The sequence below is a fragment of the Streptomyces sp. SAI-135 genome, from assembly GCF_029893805.1.
Lineage (GTDB): Bacteria > Actinomycetota > Actinomycetes > Streptomycetales > Streptomycetaceae > Streptomyces.
Map to the genome: position 1 here is coordinate 6,172,515 of NZ_JARXYP010000002.1, position 22,873 is coordinate 6,195,387.

Consider the following 22,873-nt stretch of genomic DNA (forward strand, 5'->3'; position numbering starts at 1 on the left):
GGCACGCTCCGGAACCGGTGTGACCAAGCCACGTGACACGGACACTCAGTGCCACGGCTCCCGGAAGCGCCGTCACCACATTCCTCCGCCGTTCAGGCGGACCACCGCCCCGGCACGGTCCACAAGGATGGGACCGACGTCGGACAGCACAAACGGTCGCCGAGCCAGACAGGCCGACGTCCGCTCCAGGGAAGGACCCTTCGTGAGCGACACCACCGATCTGATGGGCGCACGTGTCGAGGAGACCGCTGCCGCGCCCGCCACGGACGCCTCCGCGCCTGCCACCGGTGCCGGCTCCCGGCGGCGCCGCGGTACCGGCCTCGACGGCATGGTGCTGGCCGAGCTGCAGCAGGTCGCATCCGGCCTCGGTATCAAGGGCACCGCGCGCATGCGCAAGAGCCAGCTGATCGAGGTCATCAAGGAGGCGCAGGCCGGGGGAGGTGCCGCGGCTCCCAAGGCCGCGTCCTCGCCCGACGGCGACGCCGCCGAGACCAAGCCGAAGCGCCGCGCCACCTCCAAGGCCCGCACCGGCGAGGCCGCCGAGAAGAAGGCCGAGACGGGCGCCGAGGCCCCCGCCGAGAAGGCCGTGGCCCAGCAGCAGATCGAGATCCCCGGCCAGCCGGCCGCCGAGCGCGGCGGGGACGACGCCCCCACCGAGCGCCGCCGCCGCCGCGCCACCGCCGAGGCCGGCGCCCCGGCGGGCAGCCCCGAGACCGTCGCGGCCGAGGCGAAGAGCGAGCCCAAGGCCGAGACGCCCGCGCAGCAGCCGCAGGGCGACGCCGGTGACGGCGAGGGCCGTGGCCGCCGCGACCGCCGTGACCGTGGTCGTGACCGCGGTGAGCGCGGCGACCGCGACCGTGGGGACCGTCGCAAGAGCGACGACCAGCAGGGCGGCGGCCGTCAGGACCGCCAGCAGCAGAACCAGCAGCAGGGCGGCGGCCGTCAGGACCGCCAGCAGCGCGACAACGGCCCGCAGGACGACGACGACTTCGAGGGCGGCCGCCGCGGCCGCCGGGGCCGTTACCGCGACCGCCGCGGCCGTCGTGGGCGTGACGAGATGGGCGGCCCGGAGCCGCAGATCAACGAGGACGACGTCCTGATCCCGGTCGCGGGCATCCTGGACATCCTCGACAACTACGCCTTCATCCGGACCTCGGGCTACCTGCCCGGCCCGAACGACGTGTACGTCTCCCTCGCCCAGGTCCGCAAGAACGGCCTGCGCAAGGGCGACCACATCACCGGCGCGGTCCGTCAGCCCAAGGAAGGCGAGCGGCGCGAGAAGTTCAACGCGCTGGTCCGCCTGGACTCCGTCAACGGCATGGCGCCCGAACACGGCCGCGGCCGCCCGGAGTTCAACAAGCTGACCCCGCTGTACCCGCAGGACCGCCTCCGCCTGGAGACGGACCCCGGTGTCCTCACCACCCGCATCATCGACCTCGTCGCGCCGATCGGTAAGGGCCAGCGCGGTCTGATCGTGGCCCCGCCGAAGACCGGCAAGACCATGATCATGCAGGCGATCGCCAACGCGATCACGCACAACAACCCCGAGTGCCACCTGATGGTCGTCCTGGTCGACGAGCGTCCGGAAGAGGTCACCGACATGCAGCGGTCGGTCAAGGGCGAGGTCATCTCCTCGACCTTCGACCGCCCCGCCGAGGACCACACCACGGTCGCCGAGCTCGCCATCGAGCGCGCCAAGCGTCTGGTGGAGCTGGGCCACGACGTGGTCGTGCTGCTCGACTCGATCACGCGTCTGGGCCGTGCGTACAACCTCGCCGCGCCCGCCTCCGGCCGCATCCTGTCCGGTGGTGTCGACTCGACCGCGCTGTACCCGCCGAAGCGCTTCTTCGGTGCGGCCCGCAACATCGAGGACGGCGGCTCGCTGACCATCCTCGCCACCGCCCTGGTGGACACCGGGTCCCGCATGGACGAGGTGATCTTCGAGGAGTTCAAGGGCACCGGCAACGCCGAGCTCAAGCTCGACCGGAAGCTCGCCGACAAGCGGATCTTCCCGGCGGTGGACGTGGACGCGTCCGGTACCCGCAAGGAAGAGATCCTGCTCGCTCCCGACGAGCTCGGGATCGTCTGGAAGCTGCGCCGGGTGCTGCACGCCCTCGACCAGCAGCAGGCGGTGGAGCTGCTCCTCGACAAGATGAAGCAGACGAAGTCGAACGCCGAGTTCCTGATGCAGATCCAGAAGACGACGCCGACGCCGGGCAACGGCGACTGACGTCGAGCGTTCCAGAAGAGGGCCGCCCCCCGACTGTCGGGGGGCGGCCCTCTTTGGTTTACGATCACGCTCTTCGGTCGAATTCTCGATCTGTGAACTTGTGATCCCTAGGGGGGACTTGCATGGGCATACCCATGTCCGGAGGCGCCGGCTGGCACAGACGGCGCGCATGGATCGCTCTGCCCGTCGCCGTGGCCGCCGCGCTGCTGGCCACGTCGGCGAACGCCGCCACCGTGGTGCCCGAACCGCAGGCACCGGCCGCGCCCGCCGCCGTGTCCACGCCGACGCAGGCCGAGCTGAAGCAGCGCATCGCCGAGGCGGCCGCCGTCGTGGACGCCTCCCGCACCGCGACCCGGACGCCGACCGGCGGTGGCACGGTCGACTCCACCATCTCGCCGATGATCATCGGCGGTACGACGACCACCATCAGCTCCGCCCCGTGGATGGCCCAGCTCTGGTACGTCGACAACAAGGGCACCACGGACACCAGCGACGACACCGGCTTCTTCTGCGGCGGCGCGGTCGTCGCGCCGACGAAGATCCTCACCGCCGCACACTGCGTCAAGGGCGCGAACTGGGCCAACGGCGGCACCGTGGTGACCGGGGCCACCCAGCTGCTCTCCGAGAACGGCGACCTGCACGGCGGTACCGCCACGGCCGTGCTGCGGCAGTGGTACCACCCGTCGTACAACGAGGACACCATCGACAACGACATCGCGGTCCTGACCCTGGCGGCTCCCGTCAAGGCGACCCCGATCCGTATGACGACGTCCACGGACACCGCCTCCTACGACCCCGCCACGACCGGCGCCAAGACCGCCAAGGTCTACGGCTGGGGCCGCACCAGCTCCACCAGCGACGCCATCTCCGAGACGCTGAAGACGGCCACGCTGCCCATCAAGTCGGACACGACCTGCGCCGCGGCCTACGGTTCCTGGTTCATCAAGGGGCACATGACGTGCGCGGGCCCGGCCGCCAGCGGCAGCGACGCCGGTACGACCGCCATCTGCAGCGGTGACTCCGGCGGCCCCCTCGTCGTGAACGGGCGGATCGTCGGCGTCGTCTCCTGGAACGTGACGGACTGCGTCGCCAAGGGCGCCTACAGCGTCTTCACCAAGGTCAGCAAGTACGTCGGCGCCGCCTACCCGCGCATCGACGACACCAACCTGAACTTCGACCACAAGGCCGACCTGTGGGTGCGCAACTCCTCCACCAAGGTCGGCTACGAGCTGGACTCCAAGGGCACCACCCTGGCCGCCCGGCAGTCCTGGGGCGACTGGAACGGCGTGAACCTGGTCCGGCAGACCGACCTAAACCGGGACGGCTACCAGGACCTCGTGTACCGCGTCTCCGCCACCGGTGACGTCTACTGGCTGCGGTTCGTCCCGTCGTCCACCGGAGGCGCCTGGGCGGCTCCGAAGAAGGTCTTCACCGACTGGCGGACCCGCACCCGGATCGTCACGCCCGGTGACGTGACCGGCGACTACAAGGCCGACCTGCTCTCGGTCGACTCCGGGGGCGTCCTGTGGATCTACCCGGGCAGGGGTGACGGCAGCTTCGCCACCCGGGTGAAGGTCGGCGGCGGCTGGAGCCAGTACAACTTCCTGCTGGGCCACGGCGACTTCACCGGCGACGGCAAGGCGGACGTGCTCGCCCGCAACAAGAGCACCGGCGACGTCTACCTGTACAAGGGCACCGGCAAGGCCGGCACGGGCGTCTTCGCGGCCCGGGTCAAGGTGCGCAACTGGAGCAGCACGACGTACAACGCCTTCGACGCCGTCGGTGACATCACCGGCGACGGCAGGGCCGACCTCGTGGCCCGCACCCCGGGCGGCACGCTCTACCTGTACAAGGGCACCGGCAAGGCGACCAGCGAGATCTTCGCCACAAGGACCAGCCTGGGCACCGGTTTCCAGCAGTACGACATCTTTGGCTGAAACCGCTGGTGAACAGGGCTTGCCCTGATTCTCCCGTGACGTGCTGTGACCGCTGCTTCACGTGGTGGTCACAGCACGTCGTGCAACCCTTTCTCGAGTTTCCCCGTCTGACCAGGCGGAGCGAACATGGTGCGGTACGGGTCTTCTGCGACCACGTCTGACCCTGAAAACAGGGGGTAACCGACCGGACGAGATTCGAGGAGCACATGTCAGCCGAGAGCACGCCGATACCCGGACAACCGGGTGGCAAGGGACGCCGCCGCAAACCCCGCAGCAAGGGGCGCACGGGCCTGCTGGTCGCCGCCTGGGTCGCCGCGGGGATCGTCGTGGTGGGCGGCACCGGGGCCGGCTACGTGTACTTCAAGCTCAACGGCAACATCAAGAGCGTCGACATCGACCAGATGCTCGGCACCGAGCGGCCCACGAAGGCCGACAACGGCTCCGAGAACATCCTCGTCCTGGGCTCGGACACCCGCTCCGGCTCCAACAGGAAGCTCGGCGGCGGCACCGACGACGGCAGCGCCCGCTCCGACACCGCGATGATCATCCACGTGTACGAGGGCCACAAGAAGGCCACCGTGGTCTCCATCCCGCGCGACACCCTGATCGACCGCCCGGAGTGCACCGACACCGACGGCAAGGAGCACGACGCCGCGACGGACGTCATGTTCAACTCCGCGTACACAACCGGTGGCGCGGCCTGTGCCGTCAAGACCGTCGAGACCATGACCGACATCCGCATGGACCACTACCTGGAGGTCGACTTCAGCGGCTTCGAGAAGCTGGTCGACGAGCTCGGCGGGGTCACGGTCACCACCACCGAGAACATCAGGGACACGGACAGCCACCTCGACCTCGAGGCCGGCACGCACGAGCTCACCGGTGCCCAGGCCCTCGGTCTCGTCCGCACCCGGCACGGCGTCGGCGACGGCTCCGACCTCGGCCGCATCCAGCTCCAGCAGGCCTTCATCAAGGCGCTGGTCAAGCAAGTCGAGAGCGTCGGCGTGCTGACCAACCCCAAGAAGCTGTACGACCTCGCCGACACCGCCACCAAGGCCGTCACCACCGACTCCGACCTCGGCTCGGTCAACTCCCTGGTCTCCTTCGCGAGCGGCCTCAAGGGCATCAGCCCGTCGGACATGACCATGGTCACCATGCCGGTCCGCTACGACCCGGCGAACCCGAACCGGGTCATCGTGCAGGACGCCAAGGCCCGGCAGATCTGGACGGCCCTGGAGAACGACCGGCCGGTCCCGAGGTCCGCCACCGAAGGCACGGCCACCGGCCAGGCCAAGGGCGTCGTGACCTCCTGAGGGAATAGACAGCGGCACCCCCTCGTTTTGGGGGATGCGGCCAGTGCTGGCAGACTGGTACGTCGGCCCCGGTTCACGCTCCCGCAGCCCGCGGTGGCGACCCGGTGCCCTCCCGGAACATAGGAGACACCTTGAAGCGCGACATCCACCCCGAGTACGTCGAGACGCAGGTCAGCTGCACCTGTGGCGCGTCGTTCACCACCCGCAGCACGATCTCCAGCGGCACCATCCGTGCCGAGGTCTGCTCCGAGTGCCACCCGTTCTACACGGGCAAGCAGAAGATCCTCGACACCGGTGGCCGTGTGGCCCGCTTCGAGGCCCGCTTCGGCAAGGCTGCTGCCAAGAAGTAGCGAGCCACCAGCGCCGGTCCACGCCGCACTCCTCGGAGTGCGCCGGGACCGGCGTTTTTGGTCGCCCGCCCACCCACTTTCTTTACGCAGTTCAGGAGCCCAAGATGTTCGAGGCCGTCGAGGAACTCGTCGGTGAGCACGCCGACCTGGAGAAGAAGCTCGCCGACCCGTCGGTCCACTCCGACCAGGCCAACGCGCGCAAGCTGAACAAGCGCTACGCCGAGCTCACCCCGATCGTCGCCACGTACCGCTCCTGGAAGCAGACCGGCGACGACATCGAGACGGCGAAGGAACTCGCCGCCGACGACCCGGACTTCGCGGCCGAGGTCAAGGAGCTCTCCGAGCAGCGCGAGACGCTGACGGAGAAGCTGCGGCTGCTCCTCGTCCCGCGGGACCCGAGTGACGACAAGGACGTCATCCTGGAGATCAAGGCCGGCGCCGGCGGTGACGAGTCGGCCCTGTTCGCCGGTGACCTCCTGCGCATGTACCTCCGGTACGCCGAGCGCGTCGGCTGGAAGACCGAGATCATCGACGCCACCGAGTCCGAGCTGGGCGGCTACAAGGACGTCCAGGTCGCCGTGAAGACCAAGGGCGGCCAGGGCGCCACCGAGCCCGGCCAGGGCGTGTGGGCCCGCCTGAAGTACGAGGGCGGGGTGCACCGGGTGCAGCGCGTGCCCGCCACCGAGTCCCAGGGCCGGATCCACACCTCCGCGGCCGGTGTGCTGGTCACGCCCGAGGCGGAGGAGGTCGACGTCGAGATCAACCCCAACGACCTGCGCATCGACGTCTACCGCTCCTCCGGTCCCGGCGGGCAGTCCGTCAACACGACCGACTCCGCCGTGCGCATCACCCACATCCCCACCGGGGTAGTCGCCTCCTGCCAGAACGAGAAGAGCCAGCTGCAGAACAAGGAGCAGGCCCTGCGTATCCTGCGCTCCAGGCTGCTCGCGGCGGCGCAGGAGGAGGCGGAGCGCAATGCCGCCGACGCCCGGCGCAGCCAGGTCCGCACCGTCGACCGCTCCGAGAAGATCCGCACGTACAACTTCCCGGAGAACCGCATCTCGGACCACCGTGTCGGCTTCAAGTCGTACAACCTGGACCAGGTCCTGGACGGCGACCTCGACGCGGTGATCCAGGCCTGCGTCGACGCGGACTCGGCAGCGAAACTGGCAGCTGCCTGACAGGCACCTACGCACGACCGAGTACGACACGGAGGACTTGCGTGAACCTGCTGCTCGCAGAGGTGGCCCAGGCCACCCAGCGGCTGGCCGACGCCGGCGTGCCCTCGCCGCGCAACGACGCGGAGGAGCTCGCCGCGTTCGTGCACGGCGTGAAGCGGGGCGAGCTGCACTCCGTGAAGGACGCGGACTTCGACGCCCGCTACTGGGAGACCATCGCGCGCCGGGAGCAGCGCGAGCCGCTCCAGCACATCACCGGCCTCGCCTACTTCCGCTACCTCGAACTCCAGGTGGGGCCCGGGGTGTTCGTGCCCCGGCCCGAGACCGAGTCGGTGGTCGGGTGGGCCATAGACGCCGTGCGCGCGATGGACGTCGTCGAGCCGTGCATCGTCGACCTGTGCACCGGCTCCGGCGCCATCGCGCTCGCCCTCGCCCAGGAGGTGCCGCGCTCCCGCGTGCACGCCGTGGAGCTGTCGGAGGACGCCCTCCGGTGGACCCGTAAGAACGTCGAGGGATCGCGGGTCGACCTGCGGCAGGGCAATGCGCTGGACGCCTTCCCCGACCTCGACGGCCATGTCGACCTGGTCATCTCCAACCCGCCGTACATCCCGCTCACCGAGTGGGAGTACGTCGCCCCCGAGGCCCGGGACTACGACCCCGAACTCGCCCTGTTCTCCGGCGAGGACGGCCTCGACCTCATCCGCGGTCTGGAACGCACCGCGCACCGGCTCCTGCGCCCCGGCGGTGTCGTGGTCATCGAGCACGCCGACACCCAGGGCGGCCAGGTGCCGTGGATCTTCACCGAGGAGCGGGGCTGGGCCGACGCGGCCGACCACCCCGACCTCAACAACCGCCCCCGGTTCGCGACGGCCCGCAAGGCGCTGCCGTGAGCACGGCCCACACTTCCATCCCGCAGTACGTGTACGAGGAGGCCCGCTAGACATGGCACGGCGATACGACACCAACGACGCGACCGACCGCACGACCGGTCTGCGCGAAGCCGCGTCCGCCGTCCGCCGTGGCGAGCTCGTGGTCCTCCCGACCGACACGGTGTACGGCATCGGCGCCGACGCGTTCTCCTCCGAGGCCGTCCACGACCTCCTGGAGGCCAAGGGCCGGGGCCGCAACATGCCCACGCCCGTGCTGATCGGTTCCCCGAACACCCTCCACGGGCTCGTCACCGACTTCTCCGAGCTGGCCTGGGAGCTCGTCGACGCCTTCTGGCCGGGCGCGCTCACGCTCGTCGCCAAGCACCAGCCGTCCCTCCAGTGGGACCTGGGCGACACGAGGGGCACGGTGGCCGTCCGGATGCCCCTGCACCCCGTCGCCATCGAGCTGCTGACCGAGGTCGGCCCCATGGCGGTCTCCTCCGCCAACCTCACCGGCCACCCCTCGCCGGAGACCTGCGACGCCGCGCAGGAGATGCTCGGCGACTCGGTCTCCGTCTACCTCGACGGCGGCCCGACCCCCGGCAACGTCCCCTCCTCGATCGTCGACGTCACCCGCGAGGTGCCCCTGCTGCTGCGCGCGGGCGCGATCTCCGCGGACGAGCTCAGGAAGGTCGTACCCGACCTCGAGGTGGCGAATTGACGGCCCCTGACGCGGGGCGTGGCATATGGGACGGGGAAGAGACGCGGACCTTCACGGGTCTCCCGCGTGACAGCTTCCGCATCCTCCACGTCAGCACCGGAAACGTCTGCCGCTCGCCGATCACCGAGCGGCTGACCCGGCATGCCCTGGCGGACCGGCTCGGCGACCCGCTGTGGGGCGGCCTGGTCGTGGAGAGCGCGGGGACCTGGGGCCACGAGGGCGCGCCCATGGAGGCCAACGCGGAGACCGTGCTCGCCGAGTTCGGCGCGGACCCCTCCGGCTTCACGGGACGGGAGCTGCTGGACGAACACGTGATCATGGCGGACCTCGTCCTGACCGCCACCCGCGACCACCGCCAGCAGGTGATCTCCATGGGGCACTCGGCGGGTCTGCGGACCTTCACCCTGAAGGAGTTCACCCGCCTGGTGAAGGCGATAGACCCGGCGACCCTGCCGCCCCTGGAGGACGGCCTGGTGATGCGCGCACGCGCCCTGGTCCGCGCGGCGGCCGCTCTACGCGGGTGGCTCCTGGCCCCGACCGCCGAGGCCGACGAGGTCTTCGACCCGTACGGCGCCCCGCTGACCTTCTTCCGCTCGATCGGCGACGAGATACACGAGGCGCTGGATCCGGTGGTCACCGCGCTCACCGGTGTACCCGCAAGGACGTAACGACCGGGCACCCCACGGGCCCCGGGCCTACATTGGACGTACGTCACCGTCGACGCCCCGGAGTCCACCATGTCGGTCACCCATGCGCCCCAGACCGCCGACGTCCTCACGCGGCAGGATCCCGAGCTGGCCGAGATCCTGCTCGGGGAGCTGGACCGGCAGTCGTCGACGCTCCAGCTCATCGCCGCCGAGAACTTCTGCTCGCCGGCCGTGCTGGCCGCCCTCGGCTCCCCGCTGGCCAACAAGTACGCCGAGGGCTATCCGGGCGCCCGGCACCACGGCGGCTGCGAGATCGTCGACGTCGCCGAACGGCTGGCCGTGGAGCGGGCGAAGGCCCTGTTCGGCGCCGACCACGCCAACGTGCAGTCCCACTCCGGCTCTTCGGCGGTCCTCGCCGCCTACGCCGCGCTGCTGCGCCCCGGCGACACCGTCCTCGCCCTGGGCCTGCCCTACGGCGGCCACCTCACCCACGGCTCGCCCGCCAACTTCTCCGGCCGCTGGTTCGACTTCGTCCCCTACGGCGTCGACGCCGAGACCGGGCTCATCGACCACGACCAGGTGCGCGCCCTCGCCCGCACCCACCGGCCCAAGGCGATCGTCTGCGGCTCCATCGCCTACCCCCGGCACATCGACCACGCCTTCTTCCGCGAGGTCGCCGACGAGGTGGGCGCGTACCTCATCGCCGACGCCGCCCACCCCATCGGGCTCGTCGCCGGAGGAGCGGCGCCCAATCCGGTGCCGTACGCCGACATCGTCTGCGCCACCACGCACAAGGTGCTGCGCGGCCCCCGGGGCGGAATGATCCTCTGCGGGAGCGAACTGGCCGAGCGGGTCGACCGGGCCGTCTTCCCGTTCACCCAGGGCGGTGCGCAGATGCACACCATCGCCGCGAAGGCGGTCGCGTTCGGCGAGGCGGCGACCCCGGCGTTCGGCGCGTACGCCCATCAGGTGATCGCCAACGCGAAGGTCCTCGCCGCCGCCCTGGCCGACGAGGGTCTCGTGGTCACCACCGGCGGGACCGACACCCACCTCGTGACGGCCGACCCGGCGCCCCTCGGCGTCGACGGGCGCACGGCGCGGGGACGGCTCGCGGCCGCGGGGATGGTGCTCGACTGCTGTGCGCTGCCTCACGCCGACAGCCGCGGACTGCGCCTGGGGACGGCCGCCGTCACCACCCAGGGCATGGCCGAGAAGGAGATGGAGCGGATCGCCGCCCTGCTCGCGGGGGTGGTGCGGGGCGAGGCCGAGAGCGCCCGGGCACGTGAAGAAGTGCGGGACCTGGTCGGCGGATTTCCGCCGTATCCGGCCTGAGCGAGGGTATCCGCACCTGCGGGCACAGCCGCACGTGCAACCATCGGCTCTACCCGGAAGTCCACAACCATATGCGTGCGTCGCTAGGGTGTGGGGCTGAGATGGCCAGCGAGACCTGTGGGGAAGCCTGTGCGTGAATACCTGCTGACGCTCTGCATCACGGCCGCGGTGACGTATCTGCTGACAGGGCCGGTACGGAAGTTCGCGATCGTGGCCGGAGCGATGCCGGAGATCAGGGCCCGTGACGTGCACCGGGAACCGACTCCGAGGCTCGGCGGTATCGCCATGTTCTTCGGACTGTGCGCGGGCCTGCTGGTCGCCGACCACCTGACCAACCTCAGCGAGGTCTTCGAGAAGTCCAACGAACCGCGCGCGCTGCTCTCCGGGGCCGCGCTGATCTGGCTGATCGGCGTCCTGGACGACAAGTTCGAGATCGACGCCCTGATCAAGCTGGGCGGCCAGATGATCGCCGCGGGCGTGATGGTCATGCAGGGTCTGACGATCCTGTGGCTGCCCATCCCCAGCGTCGGCTCGGTCGCGCTGACCCAGTGGCAGGGCACCCTGCTGACGGTCGCGCTCGTCGTCATCACCATCAACGCGGTGAACTTCGTCGACGGCCTCGACGGCCTCGCGGCCGGCATGGTCTGCATCGCGGCGGCGGCGTTCTTCCTGTACGCCTACCGGATCTGGTACTCGTACGGCATCGAGGCGGCCGCCCCGGCGACGCTCTTCTCGGCGATCCTGATGGGCATGTGCATCGGCTTCCTGCCGCACAACATGCACCCCGCGCGGATCTTCATGGGCGACTCCGGCTCGATGCTCATCGGCCTGGTGCTGGCCGCGGGCGCGATCTCCATCACCGGGCAGATCGACCCGGACGCCCTGAAGCTGTTCGCCGGGTCGGAGAAGGCGGCCGTGCACCAGACGGTTCCCGTCTACATCCCGCTGCTGCTGCCGCTGACCATCATCGCGGTGCCGGCCGCCGACCTGATCTCGGCCATCGTGCGCCGCACCTGGCGCGGCCAGTCGCCGTTCGCCGCCGACCGCGGGCACCTGCACCACCGGCTCCTGGAGATCGGGCACTCGCACAGCAGGGCCGTGTGGATCATGTACTTCTGGTCGGCACTGATCGCGTTCGGCTCGCTGGCCTACTCGGTCAACTCCGCGTCCATGTGGATCGTGCTCGGCGTGGTGTTCCTCAGCGCGATCGGGCTCGTCCTGCTCCTGCTGCCGCGCTTCACCCCGCGGGTGCCGATGTGGGCCCAGCACATCGTGCCGCCGCGCTACCGCCGCCGCAGGCGTGCGGTGGTCGCGGAGCCCGTGGAGGTGGAACAGCGCGCCCCGGTCGCCGTGGGAGTGGCGGGTGTCAACGGCGCGACCGCGCTGAGCGCCCGGTCGCAGCGTGCCCGAGAGGCGCAAGGCCGAGACGTCGCGCTGACGCCCAAGGTAAGAATCTGACTAAAGCATTGCCAACGCGTGGGAGTTCGGCGGGGTGACAAATCGCCCTTATACCAGACAACTCGACCGGGTTTCTGCACAGACGCGCAGCTTCACTCTCATGTGTGACAGTGGGCACACCATCTAGGTAAAGACCGCATCAAATAGTTTGTGATACGGTTCACGAGAACCCGGGACGGAGCCGAAGGACCGTAGTGCGACGGTCCCTTGGCGTGAGGGTCACTCTCAGCCCGGGACTACGCTCGTCCATGACGACACACCCCCCCTTTGAAAGCGGAGTTGCCGCCATGCCGTCCAACGACGTCCGGATCCTGGCCCAGGCCGCCGTGCCCACGGCTGCCGTCGGCGCTGTCGCCGCCGTCGTCAGTGGTGTGGTCGCCGGTGGCAAGGGCGCGGTCGGGGCGGGAGTGGCGACGCTGGTCGTGATCCTCTTCATGGGAATCGGCCTCTACGTCCTGCAGCGCACTGCCAAATCGCTTCCGCACCTCTTCCAGGCGATGGGCCTGATGCTCTACACGGCTCAGATCCTGCTGCTGTTCGTCTTCGTCGCGGTGTTCAAGAACACCACGCTGTTCCACCCCAAGGCTTTCGCTCTCACGCTCGTCGTCGGCACCCTGACCTGGATCGCCGCACAGACACGCGCCCACATGAAGTCCAAGATCCTCTACGTCGAACCCGATTCGGGCACCAAGCCCGAAAAAACGGGGCACTCGTCGTGAGAGGTAGGGCCGGGATAAATGCGACTGAGAGACCCTGCTATCGTCCGGTGCCAACTGCGGCATCGCGGGCGCGGGCATCCGAGCTGACGCCTGCTCGAACGCGAGGCTCGATGCCCCCCGGCCGCCCCCACATCCGTTACACCAGTCCCGTGCCGAACTGCGGCCTACCGCCGCGCCGACACAACGAGGTTGCCGTACCTATGCGCCACGACGAAGGAGCCCGCGGTGAGTGCTGACCCGACGCAGACGCTCGCCTTCGAGACCGACTGCCACCTGTTCGACGGGTGTGGCTTCCCGGCTCCCGGCCTGCACTCGTTCATGTTCGAGCCCCTGTGGGGCGACGCGGACGGCAACGGCCTCTACTTCAACAAGCCGATGCTGCTGGCCCTGCTCGGCTCGATCATCATCGTGGGCTTCTTCTGGGCCGCCTTCGCCCGCCCGAAGGTCGTCCCCGGCAAGCTCCAGATGATCGCCGAGGCCGGCTACGACTTCGTCCGCCGCGGCGTCGTCTACGAGACGATCGGCAAGAAGGAGGGCGAGAAGTACGTACCGCTCGCCGTCTCGCTGTTCTTCTTCATCTGGATGCTCAACCTGTGGTCGATCATCCCGGTGGCCTCCTTCCCGGTGACGTCGATCATCGCCTACCCGGCAGTGCTGGCCGCGATCGTCTACATCACCTGGGTCTCGCTGACCTTCAAGCGGCACGGCTTCGTCGGTTTCTTCAAGAACGTGACGGGCTACGACAAGTCGCTCGGCGCCGTGCTGCCGCTCGCCATGGTCATCGAGTTCTTCTCGAACCTGCTGGTCCGTCCGTTCACGCACGCCGTGCGACTCTTCGCGAACATGTTCGCCGGTCACACCCTGCTGCTGCTCTTCACGATCGCCAGCTGGTACATGCTGAACGGCATCGGCATCGCCTACTCCGGCGTCTCGTTCGTGATGGTCATCGTGATGACGGCCTTCGAGCTCTTCATCCAGGCGGTCCAGGCGTACGTCTTCGTCCTCCTGACCTGCACCTACATCCAGGGCGCGCTCGCCGAGCACCACTGAGCACCGCCCCCGCCACACCCCCAGAGACATCCGGTGGCCAACCCCCACCGGTCACTGAAAGAGAAGGAAGAACCGGCATGTCCGCTCTCCAGACCCTCGCTGCGGTCGAAGGCAACCTCGGCTCCATCGGTTACGGCCTCGCCGCGATCGGCCCGGGCGTCGGCGTCGGCATCATCTTCGGCAACGGCACCCAGGCTCTCGCCCGCCAGCCCGAGGCGGCCGGCCTCATCCGCGGTAACCAGATCCTCGGCTTCGCGTTCTGTGAGGCGCTGGCCCTCATCGGCCTCGTCATGCCGTTCGTCTACTAAGACGAACCACGACGACAGCCCCATTCGACGAAAGGCACTGATGTGAACCACGCACTGGTTCAGCTGGCGGCCGAGGCGGAGAAGGAGAATCCCCTCATTCCGCCGTGGCCGGAGCTCGTCATCGGCCTGATCGCCTTCGTCATCGTCTTCGGCTTCCTCGCCAAGAAGCTCCTCCCGACCATCAACAAGGTCCTGGAAGAGCGTCGCGAGGCCATCGAGGGCGGTATCGAGAAGGCCGAGGCCGCTCAGACCGAGGCCCAGAGCGTCCTTGAGCAGTACAAGGCACAGCTCGCCGAGGCCCGCCACGAGGCCGCGCGCCTGCGCCAGGAGGCTCAGGAGCAGGGCGCCACGCTCATCGCCGAGATGCGCGCGGAAGGCCAGCGGCAGCGCGAGGAGATCGTCGCCGCCGGTCACGCGCAGATCGAGGCCGACCGCAAGGCCGCCGCGTCCGCGCTGCGCCAGGACGTCGGCAAGCTCGCCACCGACCTGGCAGGCAAGCTCGTCGGCGAGTCCCTCGAGGACCACGCCCGGCAGAGCCGCGTGATCGACCGCTTCCTCGACGATCTCGAGGAGAAGGCCGAGGCCGCGCGATGAACGGAGCGAGCCGCGAGGCCCTGGCAGCCGCACGCGAGCGTCTCGACGCGCTGACGGACAACACGTCCGTGGACGCCGGCTCGCTCGCCGACGAGCTGGCCGCCGTCACCGCGCTGCTCGACCGCGAGGTGTCGCTGCGTCGGGTCCTGACCGACCCGGCGCAGGCCGGCGAGGCCAAGGCCGAACTGGCCCAGCGTCTGATCGGTACGCAGGTCGGCGGCGCCGCCGCGGACCTCGTCGCCGGCATGGTGCGCTCGCGCTGGTCGCAGTCGCGCGACCTGGTGGACGCGCTGGAGCAGCTGGCGAGCATCGCCGACCTCACCGCCGCGCAGCAGCGGGGCAAGCTCGACAACGTCGAGGACGAGCTGTTCCGGTTCGGCCGGATCGTCTCCTCCACCACCGAGCTGCGCGCCGCGCTGACCAACCGCGCCGCAACGGCCGAGGCCAAGCGCGAGCTGCTCCGCAGCCTGCTCGGCGGCCGCGCCGATGCGACGACCGAGCGTCTGGTGACGCGCCTTGTGGCCGCGCCCCGGGGACGTAGCCTGGAGGCGGGACTGGAGTCCCTGTCCAAGCTCGCCGCCGAGCGCCGGGACCGCATGGTGGCCGTCGTCACCTCGGCGGTTCCGCTGAGCGACCAGCAGAAGCTGCGTCTGGGCGGTGCCCTGGCGAAGCTCTACGGCCGCCAGATGCACCTCAACCTGGACGTGGACCCCGAGGTCCTCGGCGGGATCCGGGTGCAGGTCGGTGACGACGTCATCAACGGCTCGATCGCGGACCGCATCGAGGACGCCGGCCGCCGCCTGGCGGGCTAGCAGCAACTTCATAGCAGTACGTACGGACGACGGCCCTGGTTGGGCCGTACATGAAGAATCCTGGGGGTCGCCCCCAGACCCCCAAAGTGAAACTTCGGGCCCAACAAGGAGAGCAGGGAACCCAGATGGCGGAGCTCACGATCCGGCCGGAGGAGATCCGGGACGCGCTGGAGAACTTCGTCCAGTCGTACAAGCCGGACGCGGCCTCGCGCGAGGAGGTCGGTACGGTCACCCTTGCCGGCGACGGCATCGCGAAGATCGAGGGTCTGCCCTCGGCCATGGCCAACGAACTGCTGAAGTTCGAGGACGGCACCCTCGGCCTCGCGCTCAACCTGGAAGAGCGCGAGATCGGCGCCATCGTCCTCGGTGAGTTCAGCGGTATCGAGGAGGGTCAGCCGGTCTCCCGTACCGGTGAGGTCCTCTCCGTGGCCGTCGGCGAGGGCTACCTCGGTCGTGTCGTCGACCCGCTCGGCAACCCGATCGACGGCCTCGGCGAGATCGAGACCAGTGGTCGTCGCGCGCTTGAGCTGCAGGCTCCGGGCGTCATGGCCCGTAAGTCGGTGCACGAGCCGATGGAGACCGGCTACAAGGCCGTCGACGCGATGACCCCGATCGGCCGTGGCCAGCGTCAGCTGATCATCGGTGACCGTCAGACCGGCAAGACCGCCCTGGCCGTCGACACGATCATCAACCAGCGTGACAACTGGCGCTCCGGCGACCCGAAGAAGCAGGTCCGCTGCGTCTACGTCGCCATCGGCCAGAAGGGCTCGACCATCGCCTCCGTGCGTGGCGCCCTCGAAGAGGCCGGCGCGCTGGAGTACACGACCATCGTCGCCGCCCCGGCGTCCGACCCGGCCGGCTTCAAGTACCTGGCGCCGTACACCGGTTCGGCCATCGGCCAGCAGTGGATGTACGAGGGCAAGCACGTCCTCATCATCTTCGACGACCTCTCGAAGCAGGCCGACGCCTACCGCGCCGTGTCCCTGCTGCTGCGCCGCCCGCCGGGGCGCGAGGCCTACCCGGGTGACGTCTTCTACCTGCACTCCCGTCTGCTGGAGCGCTGCGCCAAGCTCTCCGACGAGATGGGCGCGGGCTCGATGACCGGTCTGCCGATCGTCGAGACCAAGGCCAACGACGTCTCGGCGTTCATCCCGACCAACGTCATCTCCATCACCGACGGCCAGTGCTTCCTGGAGTCGGACCTGTTCAACGCCGGTCAGCGCCCCGCGCTGAACGTCGGTATCTCCGTCTCCCGAGTCGGTGGTTCCGCGCAGCACAAGGCGATGAAGCAGGTCTCCGGCCGCCTCCGCGTGGACCTCGCCCAGTTCCGTGAGCTGGAGGCGTTCGCCGCCTTCGGTTCCGACCTGGACGCCGCGTCGAAGGCGCAGCTGGAGCGCGGCCAGCGCATGGTCGAGCTGCTGAAGCAGGCCCAGTACCAGCCGATGGCGACCGAGGACCAGGTCGTCTCCGTCTGGGCCGGCACCACCGGCAAGATGGACGACGTCCCGGTCAACGACATCCGCCGCTTCGAGAAGGAGCTCTTGGAGTACCTGCACCGCAAGGAGCAGGGCCTCATGACCTCCATCAAGGAGGGCGGCAAGATGTCGGACGACACCCTCACCGCTGTTGCCGACGCGATCGCCGACTTCAAGAAGCAGTTCGAGACCTCGGACGGCAAGCTTCTCGGCGAGGACGCCCCGGCCGCGGCCAAGTGACGTAAGGAAGGGACCTGACTCATGGGAGCCCAGCTCCGGGTCTACAAGCGTCGCATCCGATCCGTCACCGCGACCAAGAAGATCACCAAGGCGATGGAGATGATCGCCGCCTCGCGCGTCATCAAGGCGCAGCGCAAGGTGGCGGCCTCGGCGCCGTACGCGCAGGAACTGACGCGCGCGGTGACGGCGGTCGGTACCGGCTCGAACACGAAGCACCCGCTGACCACGAAGGCCGACACGGTCACGCGGTCCGCGGTGCTGCTCCTGACGAGCGACCGCGGTCTGGCCGGCGCCTTCAACTCCAACGCCATCAAGGCCGCGGAGCAGCTGACGGCACGGCTGGAGCGCGCGGGCCAGGAGGTCGAGATCTACGTCGTCGGCCGCCGTGGTGTCGCGCACTACAACTTCCGTGAGCGCAAGATCGCGGAGTCGTGGAGCGGCTTCACCGACGAGCCCACGTACGCGGACGCCAAGAAGGTCGCGGGCCCGCTGATCGAGGCCATCGAGAAGGACACGGCCGAGGGTGGTGTGGACGAACTCCACATCGTGTTCACCGAGTTCGTCTCGATGATGACGCAGACGGCGCTCGACGACCGTCTGCTGCCGCTCAGCCTCGAAGAGGTCGCCAAGGAGGCCGCGCCCAAGGGCGAGATCCTCCCGCTCTACGACTTCGAGCCCTCGGCGGAGGACGTCCTCGACGCCCTGCTGCCGCGCTACGTGGAGAGCCGCATCTACAACGCGCTGCTCCAGTCGGCCGCCTCCAAGCACGCCGCCACGCGGCGCGCGATGAAGTCGGCCACCGACAACGCGGGAGAGCTCATCACCACGCTCTCCCGACTTGCCAACGCGGCCCGCCAGGCCGAAATCACCCAGGAAATCAGCGAGATCGTCGGTGGCTCCGCAGCCCTGGCCGACGCGTCCGCGGGGAGTGACAGGTAATGACGACGACAGTTGAGACGGCCGCTGCCACGGGCCGCGTCGCCCGGGTCATCGGCCCGGTCGTCGACGTGGAGTTCCCCGTCGACGCGATGCCGGAGATCTACAACGCTCTGCACGTCGAGGTGGCCGACCCGGCCCAGGACGGCGCGAAGAAGACGCTGACCCTGGAGGTCGCCCAGCACCTGGGTGACGGCCTGGTCCGCACCATCTCGATGCAGCCCACCGACGGTCTGGTCCGCCAGGCCACCGTCACCGACACCGGCACGGGCATCACCGTCCCGGTCGGCGACTTCACCAAGGGCAAGGTGTTCAACACCCTCGGTGAGGTGCTGAACGTCGACGAGCAGTACGAGGGCGAGCGCTGGTCCATCCACCGCAAGGCCCCGAACTTCGACGAGCTCGAGTCGAAGACCGAGATGTTCGAGACCGGCGTCAAGGTCATCGACCTCCTCACCCCGTACGTCAAGGGTGGAAAGATCGGTCTGTTCGGTGGAGCCGGCGTCGGCAAGACGGTGCTCATCCAGGAGATGATCTACCGCGTCGCCAACAACCACGACGGTGTCTCCGTGTTCGCCGGTGTCGGTGAGCGCACCCGTGAGGGCAACGACCTCATCGAGGAGATGTCCGACTCGGGCGTCATCGACAAGACCGCGCTGGTCTTCGGCCAGATGGACGAGCCCCCGGGCACCCGTCTGCGCGTGGCGCTCGCCGGTCTGACCATGGCGGAGTACTTCCGCGATGTGCAGAAGCAGGACGTGCTGTTCTTCATCGACAACATCTTCCGCTTCACCCAGGCCGGTTCCGAGGTGTCGACCCTGCTCGGCCGTATGCCCTCCGCGGTGGGCTACCAGCCGAACCTGGCCGACGAGATGGGTCTCCTCCAGGAGCGCATCACCTCGACCCGTGGTCACTCGATCACCTCGATGCAGGCGATCTACGTCCCCGCGGACGACCTGACCGACCCGGCCCCGGCCACCACCTTCGCCCACCTCGACGCGACGACGGTTCTGTCCCGTCCGATCTCCGAGAAGGGCATCTACCCGGCCGTGGACCCGCTGGACTCCACGTCCCGGATCCTGGACCCGCGCTACATCGCGCAGGACCACTACGAGACCGCCATGCGCGTCAAGGGGATCCTCCAGAAGTACAAGGACCTCCAGGACATCATCGCGATCCTCGGCATCGACGAGCTCAGCGAGGAGGACAAGCTGGTCGTCCAGCGTGCCCGCCGCGTCGAGCGCTTCCTGTCCCAGAACACCCACGTCGCCAAGCAGTTCACCGGCGTCGACGGTTCGGACGTGCCGCTGGACGAGTCGATCACCGCGTTCAACGCGATCTGTGACGGCGAGTTCGACCACTTCCCGGAGCAGGCGTTCTTCATGTGCGGTGGCCTGGAGGACCTCAAGGCCAACGCCAAGGAGCTCGGCGTCTCCTGAACGCCCTGAGTTCGACGTGAACCCTGTGGTTCACACCTGAGGGGGCGGGGCACGTCCCGCCCCCTCTTTCACGCCCACTAGACTTGTAACCAACACCCGGCACAACCGCCGGGTGGTGACCCGAGGAGCCACCTTGGCTGCTGAGCTGCACGTCGCGCTGGTCGCGGCCGACCGAGAGGTCTGGTCCGGCGAGGCCACCCTGGTCGTCGCGCGCACCACGTCCGGCGACATCGGCGTCATGCCCGGTCACCAGCCGCTGCTCGGTGTGCTGGAGTCGGGCCCGGTGACCATCCGCACGAGCGACGGCGGGACGGTCGTCGCCGCGGTGCACGGCGGTTTCATCTCGTTCGCCGACAACAAGCTGTCGCTGCTGGCCGAGATCGCCGAGCTGTCGGACGAGATCGACGTCCAGCGCGCGGAGCGGGAGCTGGAGCGCGCGAAGGCGGAGGGCGATGCCGCCGCCGAGCGTCGCGCGGACGTACGACTGCGTGCGGCGGCGACGCGCTGAACGAGCGCGGAGCCGTATGACGTCCCTCAGCCGCGGCCGGCACCGGAGTGATCCGGAGCCGGTCGCGGCTGAGGCAGATCTGGATGTTTTTTCCGTTCCGTTACCTATTGAAGGTACCTAGGAGACGAGGAGGTCGGTGTCGATGGTCCTCGCTCTGACTGTGTGCGGAATCGTCGTGGCCCTGGTGGTGCTGGGGCTGTTCGTCTTCGGTCTGCGGCGCAGACTCATCCAGCGCTCCGGCGGTACCTTCGACTGTTCACTGCGCTGGGACGTGCCGGAGAAACCCGACACCAGCGGCAAGGGCTGGAGCTACGGCGTCGCCCGCTACAACGGCGACCGTGTCGAGTGGTACCGCGTCTTCTCCTACGCCTATCGCCCCCGCCGTGTCCTGGAGCGGGCCGCGATCGAGGTCGCCGGCCGCCGGCTCCCCGACGGGGAGGAGGAGATGGCCCTCCTCTCCGACGCCGTGATCCTGACCTGTCTGCACCGGGGCACGCGTCTCGAGCTCGCCATGAGCGAGGACGCCCTGACCGGGTTTCTGGCCTGGCTGGAGGCAGCTCCCCCCGGTCAGCGTGTCAACGTGGCCTGAGTCGAGGGTCACGGTGACGTTGACGGGCCAGACGGTCAGGAGTGCCGCGACCGTCGTCCCGGTGAACATCCCCACGTAGGCCGTCCTGGGCCTGGTGGACGGGTTGCCGGAGTCTCGCCTGCTGGTGGACCTGCGCTTCATTCTTCCCCCCGAATGATTCATTCCGCTTGCGGTCGAGATACTGATTGTTCCCGGTCGGGAGCGGTCCATCGGCCGCTGATGGTCCCTCGGTGTGGGCCGAACGACCCTGGGGGGAGTACGCCGAAGGCGCGCAGCACCAGGCCGCGCGCCCTCAGTGGATCGTGGTTCAGCTCAGGCCGCTGTTGATCGCGCTCACCAGCTCGCCGTTGCTCGTGTCGCCGCTGAACTCCCAGAAGAACGCGCCGCCGAGACCCTGGTTCTTGGCCCAGGTCATCTTCCCGGCGATGGTGGCGGGAGTGTCGTAGGACCACCAGTTGTTGCCGCAGTAGGCGTACGCCGTGCCCGCGACGGTGCCGGTTGCGGGGCAGGAGTTCTTGAGGACCTTGTAGTCCTCGATGCCCGCCTCGTAGGTTCCGGGTGCCGCTCCGGTCGCCGAGCCGCCGGGGGCGGCCTGGGTGACGCCGGTCCAGCCGCGGCCGTAGAAGCCGATGCCGAGCAGCAGCTTGTTCGAGGCCACGCCCTTCGACTTCAGCTTGGCGATCGCGTCGGCGGAGTTGAAGCCCGCCTGCGGGATGCCGGCGTACGAGGTCAGCGGCGAGTGCGGGGCGGTCGGGCCCTGCGCGTTGAAGGCGCCGAAGTAGTCGTACGTCATCACGTTGTACCAGTTGACGTACTGGGAGGCGCCGCCGTAGTCGGCCGCGTCGATCTTGCCGCCGGAGGAGCCGTCGGCCGTGATGGCCGCGGTGACCAGGTAGTTCGAGCCGAACTCGGTGCGCAGCGCGGACATCAGGTTCTTGAAGGCGGCGGCGCCGGAGGTGTCACAGGTCAGGCCGCAGGCGTTGGGGTACTCCCAGTCGATGTCGATGCCGTCGAAGACATCGGCCCAGCGGGGGTCCTCCACGACCGCCTTGCAGGACTTGGCGAACGCGGCCGGGTTCTGCGCGGCCTGGCCGAAGCCGCCGGAGTAGGTCCAGCCGCCGAAGGAGTACAGCACCTTGATGTGCGGGTACTTGGCCTTCAGCTGGCGCAGCTGGTTGAAGTTGCCGCGCAGCGGCTGGTCCCAGGTGTCGGCGGTGCCGCTGACGGACTGGTCGGCGGTGTAGGCCTTGTCGTAGGCGGCGTAGGTGTCGTCGACGGTGCACTGACCGTTCTTGACGTTGCCGAACGCGTAGTTGATGTGGGTGATCTTCGAGGCGGAGCCCGAGGTCACCAGGTTCTTGACGTGGTAGTTGCGGCCGTAGACACCCCACTCGGTGAAGTAGCCGAGCTTGACCTTGTCGCCGGTGGGCGGCGGGTCGGTGGTGCCGCCGGTGGTCTTGACCGCGACCGCGCCGCTGGCCGGTCCTGTCTGGTCGGCGGTGTCACGGGCCTGGACGGTGTACGAGTAGGAGGTGCCGGCGGTCAGCCCGGTGTCCGTGTACGACGTCGTCGTCACGGTGGCCACCTTGGCGCCGTCGCGCAGCACGTCGTAGTTCTTGACGCCCTTGTCGTCGGTGGCGGCGCTCCAGGCCAGCTTCACCGAGGTGTTGGTGACGTCGGAGGCGGTGGGGGTGCCGGGAGCGGACGGGGCCGCGTCGCCCGGGGTGGAGCCGCCGTCGCAGCTTCCGCCGTTCAGCTTGCAGTTGGCGGGCGATCCGCTGCCGGCGCCGTTGAAGCCGAAGGAGACGGAGGCGCCGGGGGCGAGGGTGCCGTTCCAGGACTTGTTCCTGGCGGTCCAGTGGGTGCCGGAGGAGGTGACGTCGGCGTCCCAGGCGGAGGTGACGGAGGTGCCGGAGGGGAAGTCCCACTCGACGGTCCAGGAACTGAGGCTGGTGGTACCGGTGTTCTTCACCGTCCACTTGCCTTCGAAGCCGGTGCCCCAGTCCTGGGTCTTGGCGTAGGTCGCGGTGGCGGAGGTCGCGGCCTGGGCGGGGCTCGCGAGGCCGACCAGGCCGGCGAAGGGGAGCAACAGCGTCGCGAATCCTGCCGCGGCTCTGTGTCTGAAGCGCATCGTGCGCCTCCTAGGGGAGTTGGGGGCGTGACTGAGC

At 69.0% G+C, this 22,873-nt stretch carries 21 protein-coding genes; 20 read left to right on the forward strand and 1 reads right to left on the reverse strand.

Annotated elements, in window-relative coordinates; genetic code table 11:
• Window positions 1-202: 202 nt before the first annotated feature.
• From rho to M2163_RS32735, 20 genes are all read left to right on the forward strand, one after another.
• A complete protein-coding gene (gene rho / locus M2163_RS32640; RefSeq protein WP_280849298.1) occupies window positions 203-2,230 on the forward strand; it encodes a transcription termination factor Rho in 2,028 nt (675 codons plus the stop codon).
• Window positions 2,231-2,364: 134 nt separating this feature from the next.
• The gene (locus M2163_RS32645) at window positions 2,365-4,167 is read left to right on the forward strand and encodes a trypsin-like serine protease (RefSeq protein ID WP_280897355.1); all 1,803 of its coding nucleotides are present in this window, start codon (window positions 2,365-2,367) and stop codon (window positions 4,165-4,167) included.
• A gap of 206 nt (window positions 4,168-4,373) precedes the next feature.
• Window positions 4,374-5,480, forward strand: coding sequence for an LCP family protein (locus M2163_RS32650; protein ID WP_280849297.1), 1,107 nt, complete (start codon window positions 4,374-4,376; stop codon window positions 5,478-5,480).
• A 131-nt stretch (window positions 5,481-5,611) separates the two neighbouring features.
• Window positions 5,612-5,830 (forward strand): 50S ribosomal protein L31, encoded by a 219-nt coding sequence (gene rpmE / locus M2163_RS32655; RefSeq protein ID WP_007384712.1) that lies wholly within the window; start codon window positions 5,612-5,614, stop codon window positions 5,828-5,830.
• Between the two features lie 104 nt (window positions 5,831-5,934).
• Entirely contained in the window at window positions 5,935-7,011 is a 1,077-nt protein-coding gene (prfA, locus tag M2163_RS32660) for a peptide chain release factor 1 (RefSeq protein ID WP_280849296.1), read from the forward strand.
• A 41-nt stretch (window positions 7,012-7,052) separates the two neighbouring features.
• Window positions 7,053-7,898, forward strand: coding sequence for a peptide chain release factor N(5)-glutamine methyltransferase (prmC, locus tag M2163_RS32665; RefSeq protein ID WP_280849295.1), 846 nt, complete (start codon window positions 7,053-7,055; stop codon window positions 7,896-7,898).
• Window positions 7,899-7,950: 52 nt separating this feature from the next.
• On the forward strand, window positions 7,951-8,598 hold the full coding sequence (locus M2163_RS32670; protein ID WP_007384715.1) for an L-threonylcarbamoyladenylate synthase: 648 nt from the start codon (window positions 7,951-7,953) through the stop codon (window positions 8,596-8,598).
• Window positions 8,595-9,266: a protein-tyrosine-phosphatase gene (locus M2163_RS32675; RefSeq protein WP_280849294.1), complete on the forward strand. Its 672-nt coding sequence runs from the start codon at window positions 8,595-8,597 to the stop codon at window positions 9,264-9,266. The genes M2163_RS32670 and M2163_RS32675 overlap by 4 nt, the downstream gene beginning before the upstream one ends.
• A gap of 69 nt (window positions 9,267-9,335) precedes the next feature.
• Window positions 9,336-10,577: a serine hydroxymethyltransferase gene (gene glyA, locus M2163_RS32680; RefSeq protein ID WP_280895755.1), complete on the forward strand. Its 1,242-nt coding sequence runs from the start codon at window positions 9,336-9,338 to the stop codon at window positions 10,575-10,577.
• 129 nt (window positions 10,578-10,706) lie between these two features.
• A complete protein-coding gene (locus M2163_RS32685) occupies window positions 10,707-12,035 on the forward strand; it encodes an MraY family glycosyltransferase (RefSeq protein WP_280895756.1) in 1,329 nt (442 codons plus the stop codon).
• 287 nt (window positions 12,036-12,322) lie between these two features.
• Window positions 12,323-12,754, forward strand: a complete 432-nt coding sequence (locus M2163_RS32690) for a hypothetical protein (RefSeq protein ID WP_212669926.1) — start codon at window positions 12,323-12,325, stop codon at window positions 12,752-12,754.
• Window positions 12,755-12,979: 225 nt separating this feature from the next.
• A complete protein-coding gene (gene atpB, locus M2163_RS32695) occupies window positions 12,980-13,804 on the forward strand; it encodes a F0F1 ATP synthase subunit A (RefSeq protein ID WP_280849291.1) in 825 nt (274 codons plus the stop codon).
• 77 nt (window positions 13,805-13,881) lie between these two features.
• Window positions 13,882-14,112, forward strand: a complete 231-nt coding sequence (locus M2163_RS32700) for an ATP synthase subunit C (protein ID WP_031040683.1) — start codon at window positions 13,882-13,884, stop codon at window positions 14,110-14,112.
• A 42-nt stretch (window positions 14,113-14,154) separates the two neighbouring features.
• Complete coding sequence (locus M2163_RS32705; RefSeq protein ID WP_020136564.1) at window positions 14,155-14,706, forward strand: F0F1 ATP synthase subunit B; 552 nt, start codon at window positions 14,155-14,157, stop codon at window positions 14,704-14,706.
• Complete coding sequence (locus M2163_RS32710; protein WP_280895757.1) at window positions 14,703-15,518, forward strand: F0F1 ATP synthase subunit delta; 816 nt, start codon at window positions 14,703-14,705, stop codon at window positions 15,516-15,518. The genes M2163_RS32705 and M2163_RS32710 overlap by 4 nt, the downstream gene beginning before the upstream one ends.
• 125 nt (window positions 15,519-15,643) lie before the next feature.
• A complete protein-coding gene (gene atpA, locus M2163_RS32715; RefSeq protein WP_053850766.1) occupies window positions 15,644-17,233 on the forward strand; it encodes a F0F1 ATP synthase subunit alpha in 1,590 nt (529 codons plus the stop codon).
• A 21-nt stretch (window positions 17,234-17,254) separates the two neighbouring features.
• Complete coding sequence (locus tag M2163_RS32720) at window positions 17,255-18,172, forward strand: F0F1 ATP synthase subunit gamma (RefSeq protein ID WP_280849289.1); 918 nt, start codon at window positions 17,255-17,257, stop codon at window positions 18,170-18,172.
• Window positions 18,172-19,608 (forward strand): F0F1 ATP synthase subunit beta, encoded by a 1,437-nt coding sequence (atpD, locus tag M2163_RS32725; RefSeq protein WP_280849288.1) that lies wholly within the window; start codon window positions 18,172-18,174, stop codon window positions 19,606-19,608. The genes M2163_RS32720 and atpD overlap by 1 nt, the downstream gene beginning before the upstream one ends.
• 133 nt (window positions 19,609-19,741) lie before the next feature.
• Window positions 19,742-20,116, forward strand: coding sequence for a F0F1 ATP synthase subunit epsilon (locus tag M2163_RS32730; protein ID WP_053850769.1), 375 nt, complete (start codon window positions 19,742-19,744; stop codon window positions 20,114-20,116).
• A gap of 142 nt (window positions 20,117-20,258) precedes the next feature.
• Window positions 20,259-20,705: a DUF2550 domain-containing protein gene (locus tag M2163_RS32735; protein WP_037721461.1), complete on the forward strand. Its 447-nt coding sequence runs from the start codon at window positions 20,259-20,261 to the stop codon at window positions 20,703-20,705.
• Between the two features lie 307 nt (window positions 20,706-21,012).
• Here the strand turns inward: M2163_RS32735 and M2163_RS32740 are convergent, their stop codons facing one another.
• On the reverse strand, window positions 21,013-22,836 hold the full coding sequence (locus M2163_RS32740) for a glycoside hydrolase family 18 chitinase (protein WP_280849287.1): 1,824 nt from the start codon (window positions 22,834-22,836) through the stop codon (window positions 21,013-21,015).
• Window positions 22,837-22,873 lie beyond the last annotated feature (37 nt).